Consider the following 16,045-nt stretch of genomic DNA (forward strand, 5'->3'; position numbering starts at 1 on the left):
CAGGGCCGCCGGCGCGGTGCGCGCGGGCAGGCGGTCGATCGCGCGGAACGCTTAGCGCACCGGGCGGGGCAGGGGAAGCGCGCGCCGGGCTCTGGCGGTGGTCTGGCGACGAGCGGCGCCGGCGAGTAGCCAGAGCCGCGCGTCTCTGGTAACCCTGCGCCGTCGCGCCCGGCGGCCCGGGCGCTCACGCCATGGGCCCCTTTGCGAGGCGACGCACCCGGTGCGCCGAGCGCCGCGGCCCCCTCACACCCACCGCTGCACGATGGATCAGACGCTCCTCCGGTCGTATTTCTCGACCATCTACGAGTTCCCCACCCCGGCGGGGACGCTGCGCGTCTCGCTGGACGGCGAGATCGTCCAGGATCAGGCCGGGCTCCCCGAGCTCCTGACCCGCAAGTTCGCGGTGCTCACCGCCTACAACCCGCGCTCGATGCTCATCCCGCGCCGGGTCAACGATCAGCGCCACCACGTCCTCCGCGATCTCCTGATCCTCGGCTGTTACCGGGTGGAGCCGTGCGTCGGCTCCGAGGCGGAGCCGGAGGGCATCTGGCGCGAGCCGGCGTGGCTCGTCCACGGCATGGACCGGGACGAGGCGATCGCCTTCGGCCGCGTCTTCCGGCAGAACACGATCGTGTTCGCGCAAGGCGGCCGGCCGGAGCTCATCATCACCGATCCGACAGCCGACGACATCGGCCGAACTTTCCAGGGGAACTGGCGGGTGCGGTCCTGACCCACGCGGCGGCCGTGGACGCGGATCGCCGATTCCATGTTGAAACGTACCCGCAAAATGTGGGTTCATGCCTTGGCGTTTAGGGATGGGCGGACCGGCCTCGCTCACCACATGAGGAGACACAGCAGAATGCGCACCCAGGTCACCCTCGCAGCGCTCGTCGCTGCGCTCGGGCTCGTCGCCGGCGCTGGCGGCTGCGGCCAGAACAAGGTCTCGGAGTGCAACGCGCTCATCGAGGTCATCAACAAGGGCGTTCAGAGCATCGAGAAAGGCACCAAGGCCGGCACCGACCAGGGCGGGTCGAGCGAGCTGAAGGCGATGGCCGACGCGATGGACAAGGTGGCGGCCGACGCGGCGCAGGTGAAGCTGACCACCCCGGAGCTGCAGAAGTTCTCGGGCGAGTACCAGGCCATGGCGAAGGACGTGGCCAAGGCGGCGCGCGATCTCGCGACGGCGGCGGACGCCAACGACGCGGAGAAGAGCAACGCCGCCCAGGCGTCGATCGAGAAGGCGATCAAGCAGGAAGATCCCCTCGTCGACAACATCAACAAGTTCTGTCAGGCGCCCTGACGGGGCGCGCCCCCGAAGCGCTCGCGCTCCGATCGCCGCGGGCTGGGGCCGTCCCGCCCGCAGCGCGGCCCTCGCGGCTGTGATCAGGGGACGAAGCGATAGCCGACGCCGCGCACCGTCAGCAGGTGGCGCGGCGTCGTCGCGTTCTCTTCCAGCTTGTTGCGGAGCTGGAGGATGAAATTGTCGATGGTCCGCGGGGTCCCGTGGTGCGTCGGGCCCCAGACCTTGGCCTGGATCTGCTCCCTCGACAGGACCCTGCCGCCCGCCTCGGCGAGGCAGAGCAGCACGTCGAACTCGGTCGCCGTGAGCTCGATCAGCGCGTCGCCGCGGCGGACCTCGCGCGTCGCCGCGTTGATCACGATGTCGCCGGCGCGCAGCTGCGCCCCGTCGGCGCGCGCGATCGCGTCGCGCCGGAGCACGGCCTTCACGCGCGCGAGCAGCTCGGCCAGGCTGAACGGCTTCGTGATGTAGTCCTCGGCGCCGAGCTCGAGGCCCATCACCTTGTCCATCTCGGCGCCGCGCGCGGACAGCATGATCACCGGCAGGGTGCGCCGCTCGTTCCGGAGGATGCGGAGCAGCTCGAAGCCGTTCAGCCGGGGGAGCATGACGTCGATGATGATGAGATCGATCCCGCCGCCGCGGGCCAGCGCGAGCCCGCGCTCCCCGTCCTCGGCCACGAGGACGCGGTAGCCCTCGGCGGTCAGGTTCATCTCGAGACCCATCGCGATGCTGGGGTCGTCCTCCACGAGCAGGACGGTCCGCGCGGGTGTCTGAGGGGTTCGGGTCATGCTGAGGAGGTCCTCTAGCATGTTCATGTCCTGACCGGCGGCGGCCGCGCTACGGCGGCGCGCTCGCGTCGGCGCCGTGATCCGACGCGTCGTTGTGCGCCGCGGCGACCGCGGGCGCCGCAACCCGCGGGCGTCGCTCGGCGCTCGCCTTGGGCATGCTCCGGAGCGGGAGCACGAGGGTGAACGTGCTGCCCTTCCCGGGCTCGCTGTCGACGAGGATCTTGCCGCCGTGCGCCCGGATGACATGCTTGACGATCGACAGCCCGAGCCCGGAGCCCTCCTGCTGCCGGGCCAGGAGATCGTCGACCCGGTAGAACTTCTCGAAGATCCGCTTGTGCTCCGCGCGGGCGATGCCCTTGCCGTTGTCGCGGACCGTGAGCAGCGCCGACCGCTTGAGGACGTGGGCGGAGACGCTGATCTTCCTCGGCTGGCCGCCGTACTTATAGGCGTTCGACAGGAGGTTCACGATCGCGTCGACGAGCGCGCTGCGATCGCAGAGCACGGGCGGGAGGTTCGCGTCGATGGAGACGTCGAGGTCGACGCTGCGCTTCTCGCGGGTCGGCTCGAAGGCGTGGATCGCCTCGTCGGCGATCTCCCCGAGGTGGTGCTCCGAGAGCTCGTAGACGCGCCGGCCGCTCTCCATCCGCCCCCAGTCGAGCAGCCGATCGATGAGCTGCTGGAGGCGGGCGCTCTCCTTGGTGAGCGCCTCGATGCAGCGATCCTCGCTGATCGCGTCGCCGCGCCGGAGCGTGAGGGTCTCGGTGAACATCCGGATCGACGTGAGCGGGGTGCGCAGCTCGTGCGAGACCTTGGACACGAAATCGGCCTGGAGCTCGGACAGGTTGCGCTCGCGCCGGAGGAAGACCCACACGAGGATGACCCCGGTCGCGAGCGTCCCGCAGAACGTGAGGACGATGATCCCCATGATGAGGTTGTACTGGGCCTCGCCGAGGACGAGCAGGAGGAAGCCGACGCCCGACAGGAGCACGCCGGGGATGATGACCAGGTAAACGAGGAGCTGGATGATCCGCCGGTAGCCGAGCGTGGTGAGGTCGCGCCTCGGGGTCCGCATGCCGGCAGCTTAGTGGGGCCCCGCGCCGCCGGCGAGCGCCCGCGAGCGCCCGCGAGCGCCCGCGCGCGGCTATGCCTCGATCCGCTCCAGCACGAGCGCGGGCGCCTCGGCGGGCGCCGGGCCGAGCCGGAAGGCGGCGCGGACGCGATCGGCCGCGGCCCGCGCGTCGTCCGCCCGGCGCGCGTGGATGCGGGCGAGGGGCGCGCCGCGGTCCACGCGATCGCCGCGCACCGCGGCGAGCTCGATCCCCACGGCGGGGTCCACGCGCTGGTCCGCGCGCGTCCGCCCGGCGCCGAGCGCGACCGCCGACAGGCCGATCTCCAGCGGATCGACGGCGGCGACGTACCCCTCGTCCTGCGCGGCGACCTCGACCACGACGGGGGCGCTGGGCAGCCGGCCGGCGTCCTGCACCACGGCCGGATCGCCCTTCTGCGCGGCGATCATCCGCGCGAGGACCTCGGCCGCCGCGCCGCTCGCGATGGCGGCCTCGAGCTTCGGCCGCGCCTCGGCTGCGCTCGCCGCCGCGCCGCCGGCGATCAGCATCTCCTCGCCGAGGGCGAGCGTGCACGCGACGAGGTCGCCCGGCCCGCGGCCGTGCAGCACCTCGATCGCCTCGCGGGTCTCGATGGCATTGCCGACGGCGCGCCCGAGCGGGGCGCTCATGTCGGTGAGCAGCGCGGAGACGCGCTTGCCGGCCGCGGTCCCGACGCGCACGAGCGCGGTCGCGAGGGCGCGGGCGTCGCCGAGGGTCTTCATGAACGCGCCGCGCCCGACCTTGACGTCGAGCACGAGCGCGTCGATGCCCTCCGCGAGCTTCTTCGAGAGGATGCTGGCGACGATGAGCGGGATCGACTCGACCGTGGCGGTCACGTCGCGCAGCGCGTAGATGCGCTTGTCCGCGGGCGCGATCCGCTCGGTCTGCCCGATCATGCACGTCCCCACCTCGCGGACGATGCGCGCGAACGCGTCGACGTCGAGCGCGACGTCGAACCCCGGGATCGCCTCGAGCTTGTCGAGGGTGCCTCCGGTGTGGCCGAGGCCGCGGCCGGACACCATCGGGACGGGGACGCCGCAGGCAGCGACGAGGGGGGCGAGGCAGATCGAGACCTTGTCGCCGACGCCGCCGGTCGAGTGCTTGTCGACCTTCCGTCCGGGCACGCCGGACAGATCGAGGACGTCGCCCGAGTGGAGCATCGCGCGCGTGAGCGCGACCGTCTCGGCGTCGTCCATGCCGCGGAAGAAGATCGCCATGAGCAGCGCGGCCATCTGGTAATCGGCGAGCTCGCCGTCGCTGTGGGCGCGGACGATCCGCGCGATCTCGTCCTCGGACAGCCGCCCGCCGTCGCGCTTCTTCGCGACGAGCTCGACAAGGGTCTGCATCGGCGTCGAGCTTACCCGGGTTCGCCCCTATTTGTCCCTGGCGCGGGCCCCCCTATGGTCGGCGGGAGCGCGCGGACCGTCCCCGCAGGAGAGCGGACACGGCGTCGGTCGCGGTCGCGCGGGAGAAGGGAGCCGACCTGGGCCTCATGAACAGCCTCCTCTATGCCCGGGCCCAGATGGGCCTGTCGCTGGCATTTCACATGATCTTCGCCGCCGCCGGGGTGGCGCTGCCGCTGATCATGGTCATCGCGGACGCGCTCTGGCACCGGACGGGCGATCGAGACTACCTCGAGTTCTCGAAGCGCATGGCGAAGGGGACAGCGATCCTGTTCGCGGTGGGCGCCGTGTCGGGGACGGTGCTCTCGTTCGAGCTCGGGCTCCTGTGGCCGAGCTTCATGGGGACGTTCGGAGAGGTGATAGGGCTCCCGTTCTCGCTCGAGGGGTTCGCGTTCTTCACGGAGGCGATCTTCCTCGGCATCTATCTCTACGGGCGCGGCAAGCTCTCGCCGAGGCTGCACCTGCTCTCGGGCGCGCTGGTCGCGCTGAGCGGCGCGCTCTCGGCGTTCTTCGTGATCCTGGTGAACGCGTGCATGAACGACCCTGCCGGGTTCACGATGGTCGACGGGCGCCCCGCGGACATCGACCCGGTCGCGGCGATGTTCAGCCCGCCGTGGAAGCACGAGACGCTGCACGGCATCCTCGCGTGTTATCAGGCGACGGCGTTCGTGATGACGGGGATCCACGCGCTGGTGCTCCTGCGGCATCCGTCGAGCCCGCTGTTCCGCAAGGCGTTCGCGGTGACGTTCGCGATCGCCGGGGTGACGGCGCTGGCGCAGCCGCTCGTCGGTCACTACGCGGCGGTGGAGGTCGGGACGGGGCAGCCCGCCAAGCTCGCGGCGATGGAGGCGCACTTCGAGACCTCGGCCCGCGCGCCGCTCCTCGTCGGCGGCCTGCCCGACGTGGAGCGGGGCGAGGTCGACTACGCGATCGAGATCCCGGCGGGGCTCTCGGTGTTCCTGCACGCGGATCCTGACGCGGTGGTGCCCGGGCTGGATGCGGTCCCGCGGGACGAGTGGCCGCCGGTCACGGCGACGCACCTCTCGTTTCAGGTGATGGTGGGCGCGGGCTCCGCGATGGCGCTGCTCGCGGTGGTCGGGGCGGTGCTCGCGTGGCGCCGCAGGGGGATCCCGGATCAGCGCCCGTTCCTCTGGGCGGCGATCCTGGCGAGCCCGCTCGGCATCGTGGCGATGGAGGCGGGCTGGCTGGTGACGGAGCTCGGTCGCCAGCCGTGGATCGTGCGGGGCGCGATGCGCACGCGCGACGCGGTGACCCCGTTCCCGCACCTCGCGGCGCCTTTCTGGACGTTCACGGCGCTCTATGTCTTTCTCGGCGTGGTGGTGGTCTACCTGCTCGTGCGCCAGCTCCGCGCGGCGCCGCTCGGGGTGACGGGCGGCGGCGGCGCGCCGCGTGCGTCCGGGGGAGGCGAGCCCGATGCGCACTGAGTGGTTCATCGGCGGGGTGATGATGACGGCGCTCGTGCTGTATGCGCTGCTCGGGGGCGCCGATTTCGGCGGCGGCGTGTGGGATCTGCTCGCCTCCGGCCCGCGGAAGCGGGAGCAGCGCGCCCTCATCGAGCGGGTCATCGGCCCGATCTGGGAGGCCAACCACGTGTGGCTCATCCTGGTCGTGGTGCTGCTCTTCACCGCGTTTCCTCCCGCGTTCGCCGCGATCTCGATCGCGCTGCACGTCCCCCTCACGCTGTTCCTCGTGGGCGTCGTGTTTCGCGGCTCGGCGTTCAGCTTCCGCAGCTATGACTCCCGGGGGGATCGGCGGCAGAAGCGCTGGGGGTTCGTCTTCTCGCTCGCGAGCGTCATCGCGCCGGTGCTGCTCGGCATGATCGTCGGCGCGGTGGCGTCCGGGCGGATCCGGGTGGCGTCGGGGGTGGTGACGAGCGGCTTCTTCGCGCCGTGGCTCTCGCTGTTTCCGTTCGTGGTGGGGCTGTTCGCGCTGGCGCTGTTCGCGTTTCTCGCGGCGGTGTACCTGACGAACGAGGCGAAGGAGCCTGCGCTCGTCGACGATTTCCGGCGGCGCGCGCTCGCCTCGGGCTGCGTGGTGGCGGCGCTCGCGCTGGCGTCGTTCGCGGCGTCGTTCCGGGGCGCCCCGCTCATTCGAGAGGGGCTGACGGATCATCCGATCACGTGGCCGCTCCACGTCACGACGGGCCTCGCGGCCACCGCGGCGTTCTTCGCGTTGTGGACCCGCCGTTTCCGTCTGGCGCGCTTCGCGGCGGCGGCGCAGGTCACGCTGATCCTGCTCGGCTGGGCGGCCTCGCAGTACCCGTTCCTGGTGGTGCCCGACGTGACGCTCGAGGGGGCGGCGGCGAACCCGAGGACGTTGCGATTGCTTGTCTGGGTGCTCGGCGTCGGATCCGTGCTGCTGTTCCCATCGCTGTACGTGCTCTTCCGTGTCTTCGGCAGCGGCCGGGCGGGGGCTGCGTCGGACGGCGACGACGACCATTGAGCGGGAGTGGGGCCGACGTATGTGGAAGTCGCGGTGGCCAAATTTGATGCACCACCTCGACCTACCCGCAGGAGAGGCGTGAGGACGGCTGGCTGAACAGTGGCTCTGTGTCCGTCCGGGCGCTAGGGGGCGATGGCGCGATGCCGGTCGCGCATTGCATTCCTGGGACCTGCAACCCGCTCTCGCGGCACCCCCGAAAAAATGCGAACGCTTTCGCGGGCCTCCCCACGGCGGACGAACCGTGTTACGCTCGCAGGCGCGAAGTTTTCAGGATGCTTGTGGGGGAAGGAGCCCTGTGGAGATGGCGAACATGGCTAGATACCGTCGACACGCGATTGTGGGGTTACTTGCAGCGACAGCCGGTGTGACGGGCTCGTTCGCCGCGTGCACGGACTCGTACCGCCAAGGGCTCACCGGCTCCGGCTCGGGCCCCACCGGGACCGGCGGCGGCGGCGGCGGCACCGGCGGCGCGGGCGGGGAGGGGGGGAGCACGGGGACCTTCGGGGAGGGGGGGCGGTGCGAGTACACGTGCTCCAACGATCTGAAGAAGGTCATCAGCTGCAATGGCGCGACGATCGAGGAGTGCAAGCCTGACGAGGGTTGCGTCAACGCGGAGTGCGTGCCCAACCCGTGCGAGGCGGCGGAGAGGTCGAAGAGCTCGTACGGATGCGACTATTGGGCGCTCAAGACGGCCCTCCGGCCGACCGCTCAGGGGGCCTGTTTCTCCGCGATTGTCGCTAACACGTGGGAGCTGCCGGTCCATATCAATGTTGAGCGCGGTGGGCAGCCGCTTGATGTAGAGAACTTCGCCTACATTCCGGAGGGGCAAGGTTCCATCGAAGACATCCAGTATAAGCCCTACGATCCGGTCGCTGGGCTCGGCGTCGGAGAGGTCGCTGTCCTGTTCCTCTCGAGGCTCTCTGCGGGATCGAGCGTCGTTGATTGCCCTGAACCGGGCGCGTTGGATGAGGAGACTGGTGTCGATGGCACCGGTCGCGGAACAGCGTTTCACATCACGACCGACTATCCAGTCGTAGCCTATCAGATGCTGCCCTACGGCGGAGGGCAGGCCGCCATCACCTCCGCGACCTTGCTCCTGCCGACCAGCGCCTGGCACACCAACTACGTTGCCATCAACGGCTACTCGTCATCGGACTCGGCCGCCTACCGCGGTGCGTTTCCCTCGCTGGCCATCGTTGCCCATCAGGACGAGACGGATGTGACCATCTTGCCGAAGGTGAATATTCAGGAGAGCACCGGTGTAGAGGGAGCCGAACAAGGTGTGGCGAAGACTTACCGGTTGAACGCCGGTGAATTCCTGCAGATTACCCAGGCGGATGAGCTGACTGGCAGCCCTATCGAGTCGACGAAGCCCATCGGCCTCTTCGGAGCCCATGCTTGCATGGTCGTGCCGAACGGTGTCGCCGACTGCGATTCAGGTCAACAGCAAATCGCGCCGGTTCGGGCTACCGGGAGCGAGTACGTGTCGGTCCGCTACCGGAACCGCATCGCGGATCGCGAGGAGTCGCCGCCCTGGCGGATCGTAGGCATGGTGGACGATACGAAGCTCACCTGGGAGCCGTCCAAACCAGAGGGCGCGCCGGATACCGTCAAGCTCGGTGAAGTGTATCAGTTCGACAGTGGCGGGCCTTTTGTCGTCAAGAGCCAGGACGTGAATCATCCGTTCTATGTCGGTCAGTACATGACCGGCGGTAGCGCATACACGAACATCGGCGATCCGGATTGGGTCAATGTGGTCCCGCCGTCTCAATTCCTGGATTACTATGTGTTCTTCACAGATCCGACCTACCCCGAGACGAGCCTCGTCGTCGTCCGTACCCGTTCTAGGGTGAATAACGAGTTCGCCGACGTCGAGCTGGACTGCGCAGGCAAGCTTACTGGGTGGACACCGATCGGAGACGGAGACTACGAGTACACCATCGTCGATATTACCACGGGGAACTTCGAACCGATAGGTGCTTGTGCCAATGGCCGGCACGAGATGCGGAGCGATCTTCCCTTCGGGGTCACGGTATGGGGGTGGGGCGCGATTCAGCAAAATTATCGTGTTTCTTACGCTTACCCTGCCGGTGCTGGGTTCCTGCCCATCAACGAGGTCGAGATTCCACCCATTGCCAACTAGCTAACGCGGCAGTGGACTCCCCCGCCGGCGTCCTGCATCTCTGCCCTGTGAACGCCGTGTCCGAGCCCAAATCGAGGAGTGAAGGGCGGTCCCAGGGCGACTGCCGTGCCGGACGCCAATCCCGCTCGGTCACGATGGGCAATTCTGCAGGTTCGCCAAAGAACAGGAAGCTAACCTGGGGCGATGGACCCGACTGTCCTCCAGAATGCGAAGGCCTCATACCACGTGACGCAATGGATCGGCCGGTGTTCGTTGGGGCCCGGCGCGGCGGTCCATGTCGGGTAGTAGTCGCATTCGAGCTGTGGGTTGAGCTCCTCGGTGTTTGCAGAGAGCGAGGATGTCCAGTCGAAGCGCCACCCGCTATCGGTCACGCCGGGGCGCTCCCCGGCTCGTAGCGCCGGGGGGGGCCTGCGCGTCCCCTTCAGCGCCGCCACGAACGCCCGAAATCGCCCTACCGTGACCTCGTATCTGTCGAGCCTGAAGTCGCTGACGGTGGCTGGGTAGCTCTCATCATTGCTCCGGTCGAACGTTCCTCCCGGTACGACGTCAGCGGCGCAGCAATCGTCGTCCCCGTCGGGCCCGCAGCTCAGTCCCGTGCCAGGCGCGTCGCCGCCCTGGCAGCTCGTCGGGACGCACACGCCGTCGCGGCACCCCGGGAACGGCCTCGCGCAGGGCGCCTCCTCGACCCATGCGCCTCCTTCGCAGCGCCGCGGCTTGTCGCCTGCGCACCCGCGCTCGCCCTCGGTGCACGGTACACAGCGGCCCTTTGCACAGACTCGCGTCTCTCCACTGCAAGGCCGCTGGTGAACCCACTCCCCATCTGCGCACTGCCGGGGCGTATCGCCGACGCAGTCGCGCTCGTCGTGCGCGCAACCCCCGGCGCCCGAGCTCGAGGCGCTGTCGCCGCCAGCTCCGCCTCCCCCAGCACCCGCCCGCGGAGCGTCCTTGAAGTCGTCAAGCCCGAGCACCAGGCCGCAGCTGGTCATCCCGGCCGCAATTGCCAGGGAGCCATCCGCGCACCCGCGCCGTAGCCCGTTCGCCGCTTTTTCACCGTCGCCACGCGGCCCACGCTACATACCGTGCCGAGGACGCGGTAGCACCGCGCGCCAGCCCGCCGCCTCAACCCCGCGCGCCCCGGACACAGCCGCCCGCTTCCGCGGCGGTCCTCGCACCTCCTGGTTCGACCCAGGAGACATCCTCCCCCGGCCCGAGTAGTCTCCCGCCCGGACGCCGGCCCGCATGCGGCGGAACGCCCGCGTCAACCTCGTTTTTCGAGCGTTGCTTGGAGGACAGCTCACCGTGATGGATCGACGAAACCTGCCGGGCCGTGCGCCGCGACGCCCGTCGCGCCTTCGCTGCGCGCTGACCGCAGCGGCCCTGGCCGCACCGGCCCTCGCCGCGCTGGCGCCCTCCGCCGCCCGCGCGCAGGACCGGACCTTCTACCTCGATCGCCTCAGGATGGCCGGCGCCCCCGACGACGGAATCGGCGTCTGGCGCCCGCACATGGGGGAACGGACGCGCTTCTTCGGGCAGCTCGGGCTGGGGATGTCGGTCCACCCGCTCCGCGACGACAACTACGTTGACAACCTCGCCATCGAGGAGCGGATCGAGGGCGACGGGCCCGTCACCTCGCAGCTCATCACCTACCTGAACGCGGGCGTCGAGATCCTCGGCCGCGGCGCCCTCCAGGTCGCGTTCCCCATCGTCCTGTTCCAGGACGGCAACCAGACCTACCACCGCGAGCTCGGCCTGAACCAGAGCGTCGACCTGAAGACCGCCACCCCGATGGACCTCCGGGTCGACGCGCGCTTCGTCGCCCTGGAGCTCGACGAGCGCCGCTTCCGGCTGGGCCTCACCGGCGCGGTCTTCGTGCCCATCGGCAACACGTACTCGTTCGCCGGCGACCGGGGCGTGAGCAGCTCGTTCGGCCTCGGCGCCGAGTACGACTTCAAGGATTTCTTCGTCACCCTGAACACCGGCGTCGCCATCCGGCCGCGCGTGGCGCTCAACGAGCTCGTCGTGGGCAGCGAGCTCACGTACGGCGTCGGCGGTTACGTCCCGCTCCTCGACGGCAAGCTCCGCCTCGGGGCCGAGATCTTCGGCTCGTTCGGCCTCCTCAAGGAGACCGCGGGCGAGCTCGATGCCTCGCCCATCGAGTGGCAGCTCAACAGCAAGATGTTCCTCACCAAGGACAAGGCGGTCTACGTCGGCGCCGGCGTCGGCACCCGCATGAGCGGCGGCTACGCGCCCGATTTCCGGGGGGTCGCCCTCGTCGGCGGCTCGTTCGGCATCGCCGACTCCGACGCCCGCTCGCCCGGCTTCAATTACGTGATCACCGCGGAGAAGGACACCGACGGCGACGGCTACCCCGACGTCATCGACCTCTGCCCGGAGGACCCCGAGGACGGCAAGCAGCCCAAGCCGAGCGACGGATGTCCGGACATGCCCGACCGCGACGGCGACGGCATCCCCGACGTCGTCGACAAGTGCCCGGACGACCCCGAGGACAAGGACGGCATCGACGATCGCGACGGCTGCCCCGAGGAGGACGCGGATCAGGACGGCATCCCCGACGCCACGGACAAATGCCCGAAGGAGCCGGGGCAGGTCGTCGTCGAAGACCCGGAGAAGAACGGCTGCCCCTTCTACATCCGCAGGATCACGGGCTCCGCCGAGATCGAGATCATGAAGCAGGTCGAGTTCGAGTTCGACAGCTCCAGGATCCTCCCGCAGAGCTATCCGATCCTCGACGAGGTCGTGCGCCTGCTCAAGGCGAACCCCGAGATCAAGCTGCTCAGCATCGAGGGGCACACCGACAACCAGGGCACCATCGACTACAACGACCGGCTCGCGCACAACCGCGCCATCGCGGTCAGGGTCTACCTGATCAACAAGGGCGTTCAGTCGGAGCGGCTCACCTCCGTCGGCTATGGCTCCCGCCGGCCGCTCCTGTCCAACGACACGCCCGAAGGCCGGCAGCGCAACCGGCGCGTCGAGTTCCATATCAAGTCGCAGACGATCGAGGGCCGGTAAGCTCCAGCTGGAGCGGCTGGCCGATCCTCCCCCCGAGATCAAGCGACGTTTGCGTGCACGTGCCCCGGCATGTGCACGCAAACGTCATCTCCTGGGCGCCGGCCGGGTTCGGCCCGGCCACGCGGGCGCGTCCCACGCAAGCGCGCTCCCGGGGATCGGCGTTCAGTCGTCGCGGTGCGTGGGCGCCGGGCGACGATGGTCGCACTTGCCGGGGATCGGAAAGCCGCAGACCGCCTCTTCCGTCAGGCAAACCTGCTCCGCGGGACACTGCTCCGGATCGAGGGCGCCGGGATCGCAGGGACGAGAGCAGAAATCGGGCCTCGCCAGCGGGGCGTCGTAGCGGCCGTTGCCGTCGACATCGATGGTGATCGGGTTGGTGATCGCGTAGGGCGGGACCGGCGACCAGTCGGGCACCGTCGGCGTGGGCGCGAACAGGGCGCTGAGCGCGGGGATCCTGCCGAACGCGTCGCCGGCCAGCCGGGACAGCTGGATCTCACCGAAGGGGACGTCCAGGGAGACAGGGCTCATGAGGTTCCTGTCCTCGAGCCCCATGGCGATGATCACCACCCAGGAGTCGCGATCCGGCGCCGTGAAGGTGACCTTGCCGCGCACGTCCACGATCGCGCTCGGCGGCATGGCCGGCTCCAGCAAGCGGACCATCCCGCCGTTCAGGTAGATCTCCACCCGATCGACGCCGAACCAGCTCGCCGTCTGGACATCGAACAGGAGCTCGAGCGACTCTCCGGCGCTCGCCGCCGCCACCTCACCATACGTCTTGCCGCGGATCGTCGCGCGGATGAAGGGGCCGTACGTCGCGAAGGCGTGCGCGCCCCGCAAGCTCTCGACCGCGGCCGGCGTCTCGAGGGCGGCCGGGGAGTCGGTCGCGCTCCGGAAATAGGTCCGCGGGAAGCCCGGCTCCTTCGACCCGTCGTGGCTGTCGCTGCTGGCGATCTGCGCCGGGGCGAAGCCCCGCTCGAGGTAGCGGAAATAATCGTCCACCTGGCCCGCGCGGTACGTGCACGGCGCGTCGCGCGCGTCCTCGGGGACCGGATCGCCGCCGAGCGCCGCGGGCCCGCAGAGCTCCTGGCTGTCGGAGGTCGTTCCGGAGAAGCCCCAGTTGTTCGCCTGCTCGTCGGGCGTCCGGGCGAGGATGCGCTTCATCAGCGCCCACGCGAGCTCGGTGCGGGCGCGACGCTTGCAATCGGAAACGGCCAAAGCGGCGGCAGCCGCGCCTGCGCCGGGGGCGCCGCCCGGCGCGGACGTCGCCGCGCACGGCGCGCGCAGCCAGCCCGCCACCTCGGGGCACGCGGCCTCGATCTCGGCGGCGCTCCCGGCGGCGTTCAGCCGCGCGAGGCAGCGGTTCCAGTCGACGACCTCGGCCACGCTCGGCGTGCGCACCAGATCGAACCGCTTGCCGTTGATGACCTCCATCGCGTCGAACGCGCAGCTCGCGGTCCGGAAGACGGGGTTGTTCTCCTCGAGGAACGTCGGCGTCCGGCCCATCGTGTAGGTGTCGACGCCGAGCTGGTCGATGTAGCCGAAGAAGCCGTCGCGCGGGTGCGCGACGATCGTCAGCGGCGCCACGGTGCCGTCGCCGGAGGCCCGGAGGGCGTCGAGGATCGCCCCGCCGGGCTCGCACGTCCAGTCGTGCGCCCCGTGGCCCGGGACGTCGAGCTCGTCGTATTCGAGCGGGAACCCGATGAAATGCCCCTGCTCCAGCGTGGTGATCTCCGCCCCGATCGCCGTGGCGAGGTGAGGCGCGAGCCCGAGCGCGCGCGCTGTCGGCTGGTAGTCCGTCTCGACGTCGTGGTCGGTCGACACCGCGAGCTCCACGCCCTCCGCCGCCACCGTGGCCACCCGCCGCGGCAGCGCCATGCCGCTGTCGAAGCTCGGCTCGGAGTGGAGGTGCATGTCGGCCGACATCCACCCCCTCGTGTCGACCTCGCGCACGAGCGTGGCGTCGAGCTGCAACGTGCGGCCCGGCGCGAGCGTGACGTCGCGCTCCACGTAGATGCCGTACTCGATGCCGCGCGACACCGTGATCTGGTATCGCCCCGGCTCGATCTCGACCTCTCCCTCGCCGGTGGCCGTGATCTCGACGGCGCGGTTGCCGTTCCCGAGCCGGCCGTCGCCGAGGTAGACCCTGCGCCGGCCGTCGCCCGGGAGCCTCCGCCCCGCCTCGTCGAGCGAGGCGAAGGCGAGCTTGGCCGGCACCCGCTGGCCCGCCTCGTCCGCGACGCGGTAGCGCACCCTCGCCGGCGCGGGGAGGCGCGGCGACACCACGGCCTCCTGTCCCGCCCGCAGGCTCACCCGGATGGGCGCCGACATCGCCGTCCCCGCCGCGTTCCTCGCCACGAGCAGGTAGCTGCCGGGCGGCAGGGCGCCGCGGAAATCGCCGTCCTCGGACGGGTCGAGGCCGAGATCCGCGTCGATCTCGTCGATGAGGCCCACGTCGCCGCGCGCCTCCCGGTTGGCCGCCACGAGCTCGTCCAGCGAGGCGAAGGGCCGCGCGGGATCGGGATCGGCGAAGACGAACACCCGGGCGTTCGGCGCGGCCTCGAGGGTGTCCTCCCACAGCACGTGGCCGCTGACCGCGCCGGTCGCGGTCCCGCGGAGCCGGTGCATCACGCCGGTCACGCTCGAGACGTCTCCGTCGCCCACGGCCAGGTAGCGCTCGTAGCTGAACGCGCGGTGGGCGTCGCACGCCGCGTCGTCCTCCTCGTTGAACAGGCACGATCGGCTGGCGGACACGAACGCCGTCGCCGCGCTCGCGAAGAGGGGCACGTTGACCAAAGGCGGCGCCGCGCCCTCCGCTGCCTTCGTGAAGTAGCCGTAGCTGACGTCGCCGCCCGCCGCGGCCACGAAATCGAAGGTGAGCGGCGCCTGGAAGGAGTTCCGCCCCGCGTTCCAGGCGTCCTGGACCGCCGTGTCCTCGTCGAAGCCCGCGCCGGACGCGAAGACGTCGTTCTGGTTGCCGAAGAACACGAAATCTCCAGCGACGATGCCGGCGCGGCGCGACGACGCCTCCTGCGCGGCCTCCGGCGGATCGCCGAGGACGCCGCCGAACACCGAGACCGGGGCCGTGGCGTTGTCCAGCGGCAGGACGTCGCTGCACGCGCAGGTCAGGCAGCCGCCCGGATCCTGCCGATACCCGTTCGGGCACGGCTCGCAGCTCCTCTGGGGCTCGCAGCCGGGCGGCGGCCTGTCGTCGAGCAGGAGGACCGTGCGCACCGTCACGAACCGATCGCCCGGGTGAAGGAGGTAGTCTGTCCGGAAGCGGATCCTGGAGCGGACGCCGGGGAAGAAGAGGCCGAGCAGATCCTCCTGCGCCCGGAGCAGGCCTATCGCCTCGAACAGGAACTCGCCGTCTCCCTCGACGCGGATCCCGGCCTCTGCGCCGTCGGAGCCGTCCGCGAGCACGGAGACGTCGGTCGCCGTCGGGTCGGGCACGATGAGGTTGGCGAGCGAGAACATCTCCGCGAACCGGTCCCGCCCCTGTCCGCCCTCCTCGCCGATCCGGCCGCGCCGCCGGTCGACGTCGACGATGGCCCCGCCGAAGATCCCCGGCCCAGGCGAGTCCCGCCCGCCCAGGATCGCCACGCGGATCTGGTCGTTCTCGAGGAGGAAGTCGCCTATGTCCGCCATCGCCACCGGGCCGCCGACGAGCTCGGCGCGCTGCTCTATCCGCTTGGCGCGGAGCAGCCGATCGCCCCCGCAGCTCGGCAGCGCGGGGGCGGCGAGCGCGGCGGCGGCGAGCGGGACGAGCGCTACCCGGGTGAGCCAGCGGTGGGTTCGCCGCACAGAGCTCT

Annotated in this window: 11 protein-coding genes; 6 read left to right on the plus strand and 5 right to left on the minus strand. The window is 70.3% G+C overall.

Annotated features, from left to right (window positions below):
* Window positions 1-262: 262 nt before the first annotated feature.
* Both WMF12_RS12685 and WMF12_RS12690 read left to right on the plus strand, forming a co-directional pair.
* Complete coding sequence (locus WMF12_RS12685; protein WP_012235064.1) at window positions 263-730, plus strand: DUF3293 domain-containing protein; 468 nt, start codon at window positions 263-265, stop codon at window positions 728-730.
* A gap of 129 nt (window positions 731-859) precedes the next feature.
* Window positions 860-1,300, plus strand: a complete 441-nt coding sequence (locus WMF12_RS12690; RefSeq protein WP_437299476.1) for a hypothetical protein — start codon at window positions 860-862, stop codon at window positions 1,298-1,300.
* 83 nt (window positions 1,301-1,383) lie between these two features.
* Here the strand turns inward: WMF12_RS12690 and WMF12_RS12695 are convergent, their stop codons facing one another.
* The 3 genes from WMF12_RS12695 to WMF12_RS12705 all read right to left on the minus strand — a co-directional run bounded on the left by WMF12_RS12695 (window position 1,384) and on the right by WMF12_RS12705 (window position 4,540).
* The gene (locus WMF12_RS12695) at window positions 1,384-2,088 is read right to left on the minus strand and encodes a response regulator transcription factor (RefSeq protein WP_437871204.1); all 705 of its coding nucleotides are present in this window, start codon (window positions 2,086-2,088) and stop codon (window positions 1,384-1,386) included.
* Window positions 2,089-2,137: 49 nt separating this feature from the next.
* Entirely contained in the window at window positions 2,138-3,160 is a 1,023-nt protein-coding gene (locus WMF12_RS12700; RefSeq protein ID WP_437871214.1) for a sensor histidine kinase, read from the minus strand.
* A 69-nt stretch (window positions 3,161-3,229) separates the two neighbouring features.
* Entirely contained in the window at window positions 3,230-4,540 is a 1,311-nt protein-coding gene (locus tag WMF12_RS12705) for a thymidine phosphorylase (RefSeq protein ID WP_437871218.1), read from the minus strand.
* A gap of 146 nt (window positions 4,541-4,686) precedes the next feature.
* Between WMF12_RS12705 and WMF12_RS12710 the strand changes: the two genes are divergently transcribed.
* From WMF12_RS12710 to WMF12_RS12720, 3 genes are all read left to right on the plus strand, one after another.
* Window positions 4,687-6,042 carry a cytochrome ubiquinol oxidase subunit I gene (locus WMF12_RS12710; protein WP_437871223.1) on the plus strand — a complete coding sequence of 452 codons (1,356 nt, stop codon included), beginning with the start codon at window positions 4,687-4,689 and terminating at the stop codon, window positions 6,040-6,042.
* Entirely contained in the window at window positions 6,032-7,060 is a 1,029-nt protein-coding gene (locus WMF12_RS12715; RefSeq protein ID WP_437871228.1) for a cytochrome d ubiquinol oxidase subunit II, read from the plus strand. The genes WMF12_RS12710 and WMF12_RS12715 overlap by 11 nt, the downstream gene beginning before the upstream one ends.
* Window positions 7,061-7,361: 301 nt before the next feature.
* The gene (locus WMF12_RS12720) at window positions 7,362-9,203 is read left to right on the plus strand and encodes an IgGFc-binding protein (protein ID WP_437871232.1); all 1,842 of its coding nucleotides are present in this window, start codon (window positions 7,362-7,364) and stop codon (window positions 9,201-9,203) included.
* A gap of 170 nt (window positions 9,204-9,373) precedes the next feature.
* Here the strand turns inward: WMF12_RS12720 and WMF12_RS12725 are convergent, their stop codons facing one another.
* On the minus strand, window positions 9,374-10,189 hold the full coding sequence (locus WMF12_RS12725) for an SUMF1/EgtB/PvdO family nonheme iron enzyme (RefSeq protein WP_437871236.1): 816 nt from the start codon (window positions 10,187-10,189) through the stop codon (window positions 9,374-9,376).
* A gap of 316 nt (window positions 10,190-10,505) precedes the next feature.
* Between WMF12_RS12725 and WMF12_RS12730 the strand changes: the two genes are divergently transcribed.
* Window positions 10,506-12,236 (plus strand): OmpA family protein, encoded by a 1,731-nt coding sequence (locus WMF12_RS12730; RefSeq protein ID WP_437873851.1) that lies wholly within the window; start codon window positions 10,506-10,508, stop codon window positions 12,234-12,236.
* A gap of 162 nt (window positions 12,237-12,398) precedes the next feature.
* Here the strand turns inward: WMF12_RS12730 and WMF12_RS12735 are convergent, their stop codons facing one another.
* The gene (locus WMF12_RS12735) at window positions 12,399-16,037 is read right to left on the minus strand and encodes a PHP domain-containing protein (RefSeq protein WP_437871239.1); all 3,639 of its coding nucleotides are present in this window, start codon (window positions 16,035-16,037) and stop codon (window positions 12,399-12,401) included.
* Window positions 16,038-16,045 lie beyond the last annotated feature (8 nt).

The organism is Sorangium sp. So ce363, from assembly GCF_051520435.1.
Classification (GTDB): domain Bacteria; phylum Myxococcota_A; class Polyangia; order Polyangiales; family Polyangiaceae; genus Sorangium; species Sorangium cellulosum_B.

Coding starts and splice junctions, on each gene's coding strand:
- WMF12_RS12700 (WP_437871214.1), bottom strand. CDS start 3,160: ATGCGGACCCCGAGGCGCGACCTCACCACGCTCGGCTACCGGCGGATC.
- WMF12_RS12685 (WP_012235064.1), top strand. CDS start 263: ATGGATCAGACGCTCCTCCGGTCGTATTTCTCGACCATCTACGAGTTC.
- WMF12_RS12715 (WP_437871228.1), top strand. CDS start 6,032: ATGCGCACTGAGTGGTTCATCGGCGGGGTGATGATGACGGCGCTCGTG.
- WMF12_RS12705 (WP_437871218.1), bottom strand. CDS start 4,540: ATGCAGACCCTTGTCGAGCTCGTCGCGAAGAAGCGCGACGGCGGGCGG.
- WMF12_RS12710 (WP_437871223.1), top strand. CDS start 4,687: ATGAACAGCCTCCTCTATGCCCGGGCCCAGATGGGCCTGTCGCTGGCA.
- WMF12_RS12690 (WP_437299476.1), top strand. CDS start 860: ATGCGCACCCAGGTCACCCTCGCAGCGCTCGTCGCTGCGCTCGGGCTC.
- WMF12_RS12695 (WP_437871204.1), bottom strand. CDS start 2,088: ATGACCCGAACCCCTCAGACACCCGCGCGGACCGTCCTGCTCGTGGAG.
- WMF12_RS12725 (WP_437871236.1), bottom strand. CDS start 10,189: ATGACCAGCTGCGGCCTGGTGCTCGGGCTTGACGACTTCAAGGACGCT.
- WMF12_RS12730 (WP_437873851.1), top strand. CDS start 10,506: ATGGATCGACGAAACCTGCCGGGCCGTGCGCCGCGACGCCCGTCGCGC.
- WMF12_RS12720 (WP_437871232.1), top strand. CDS start 7,362: ATGGCGAACATGGCTAGATACCGTCGACACGCGATTGTGGGGTTACTT.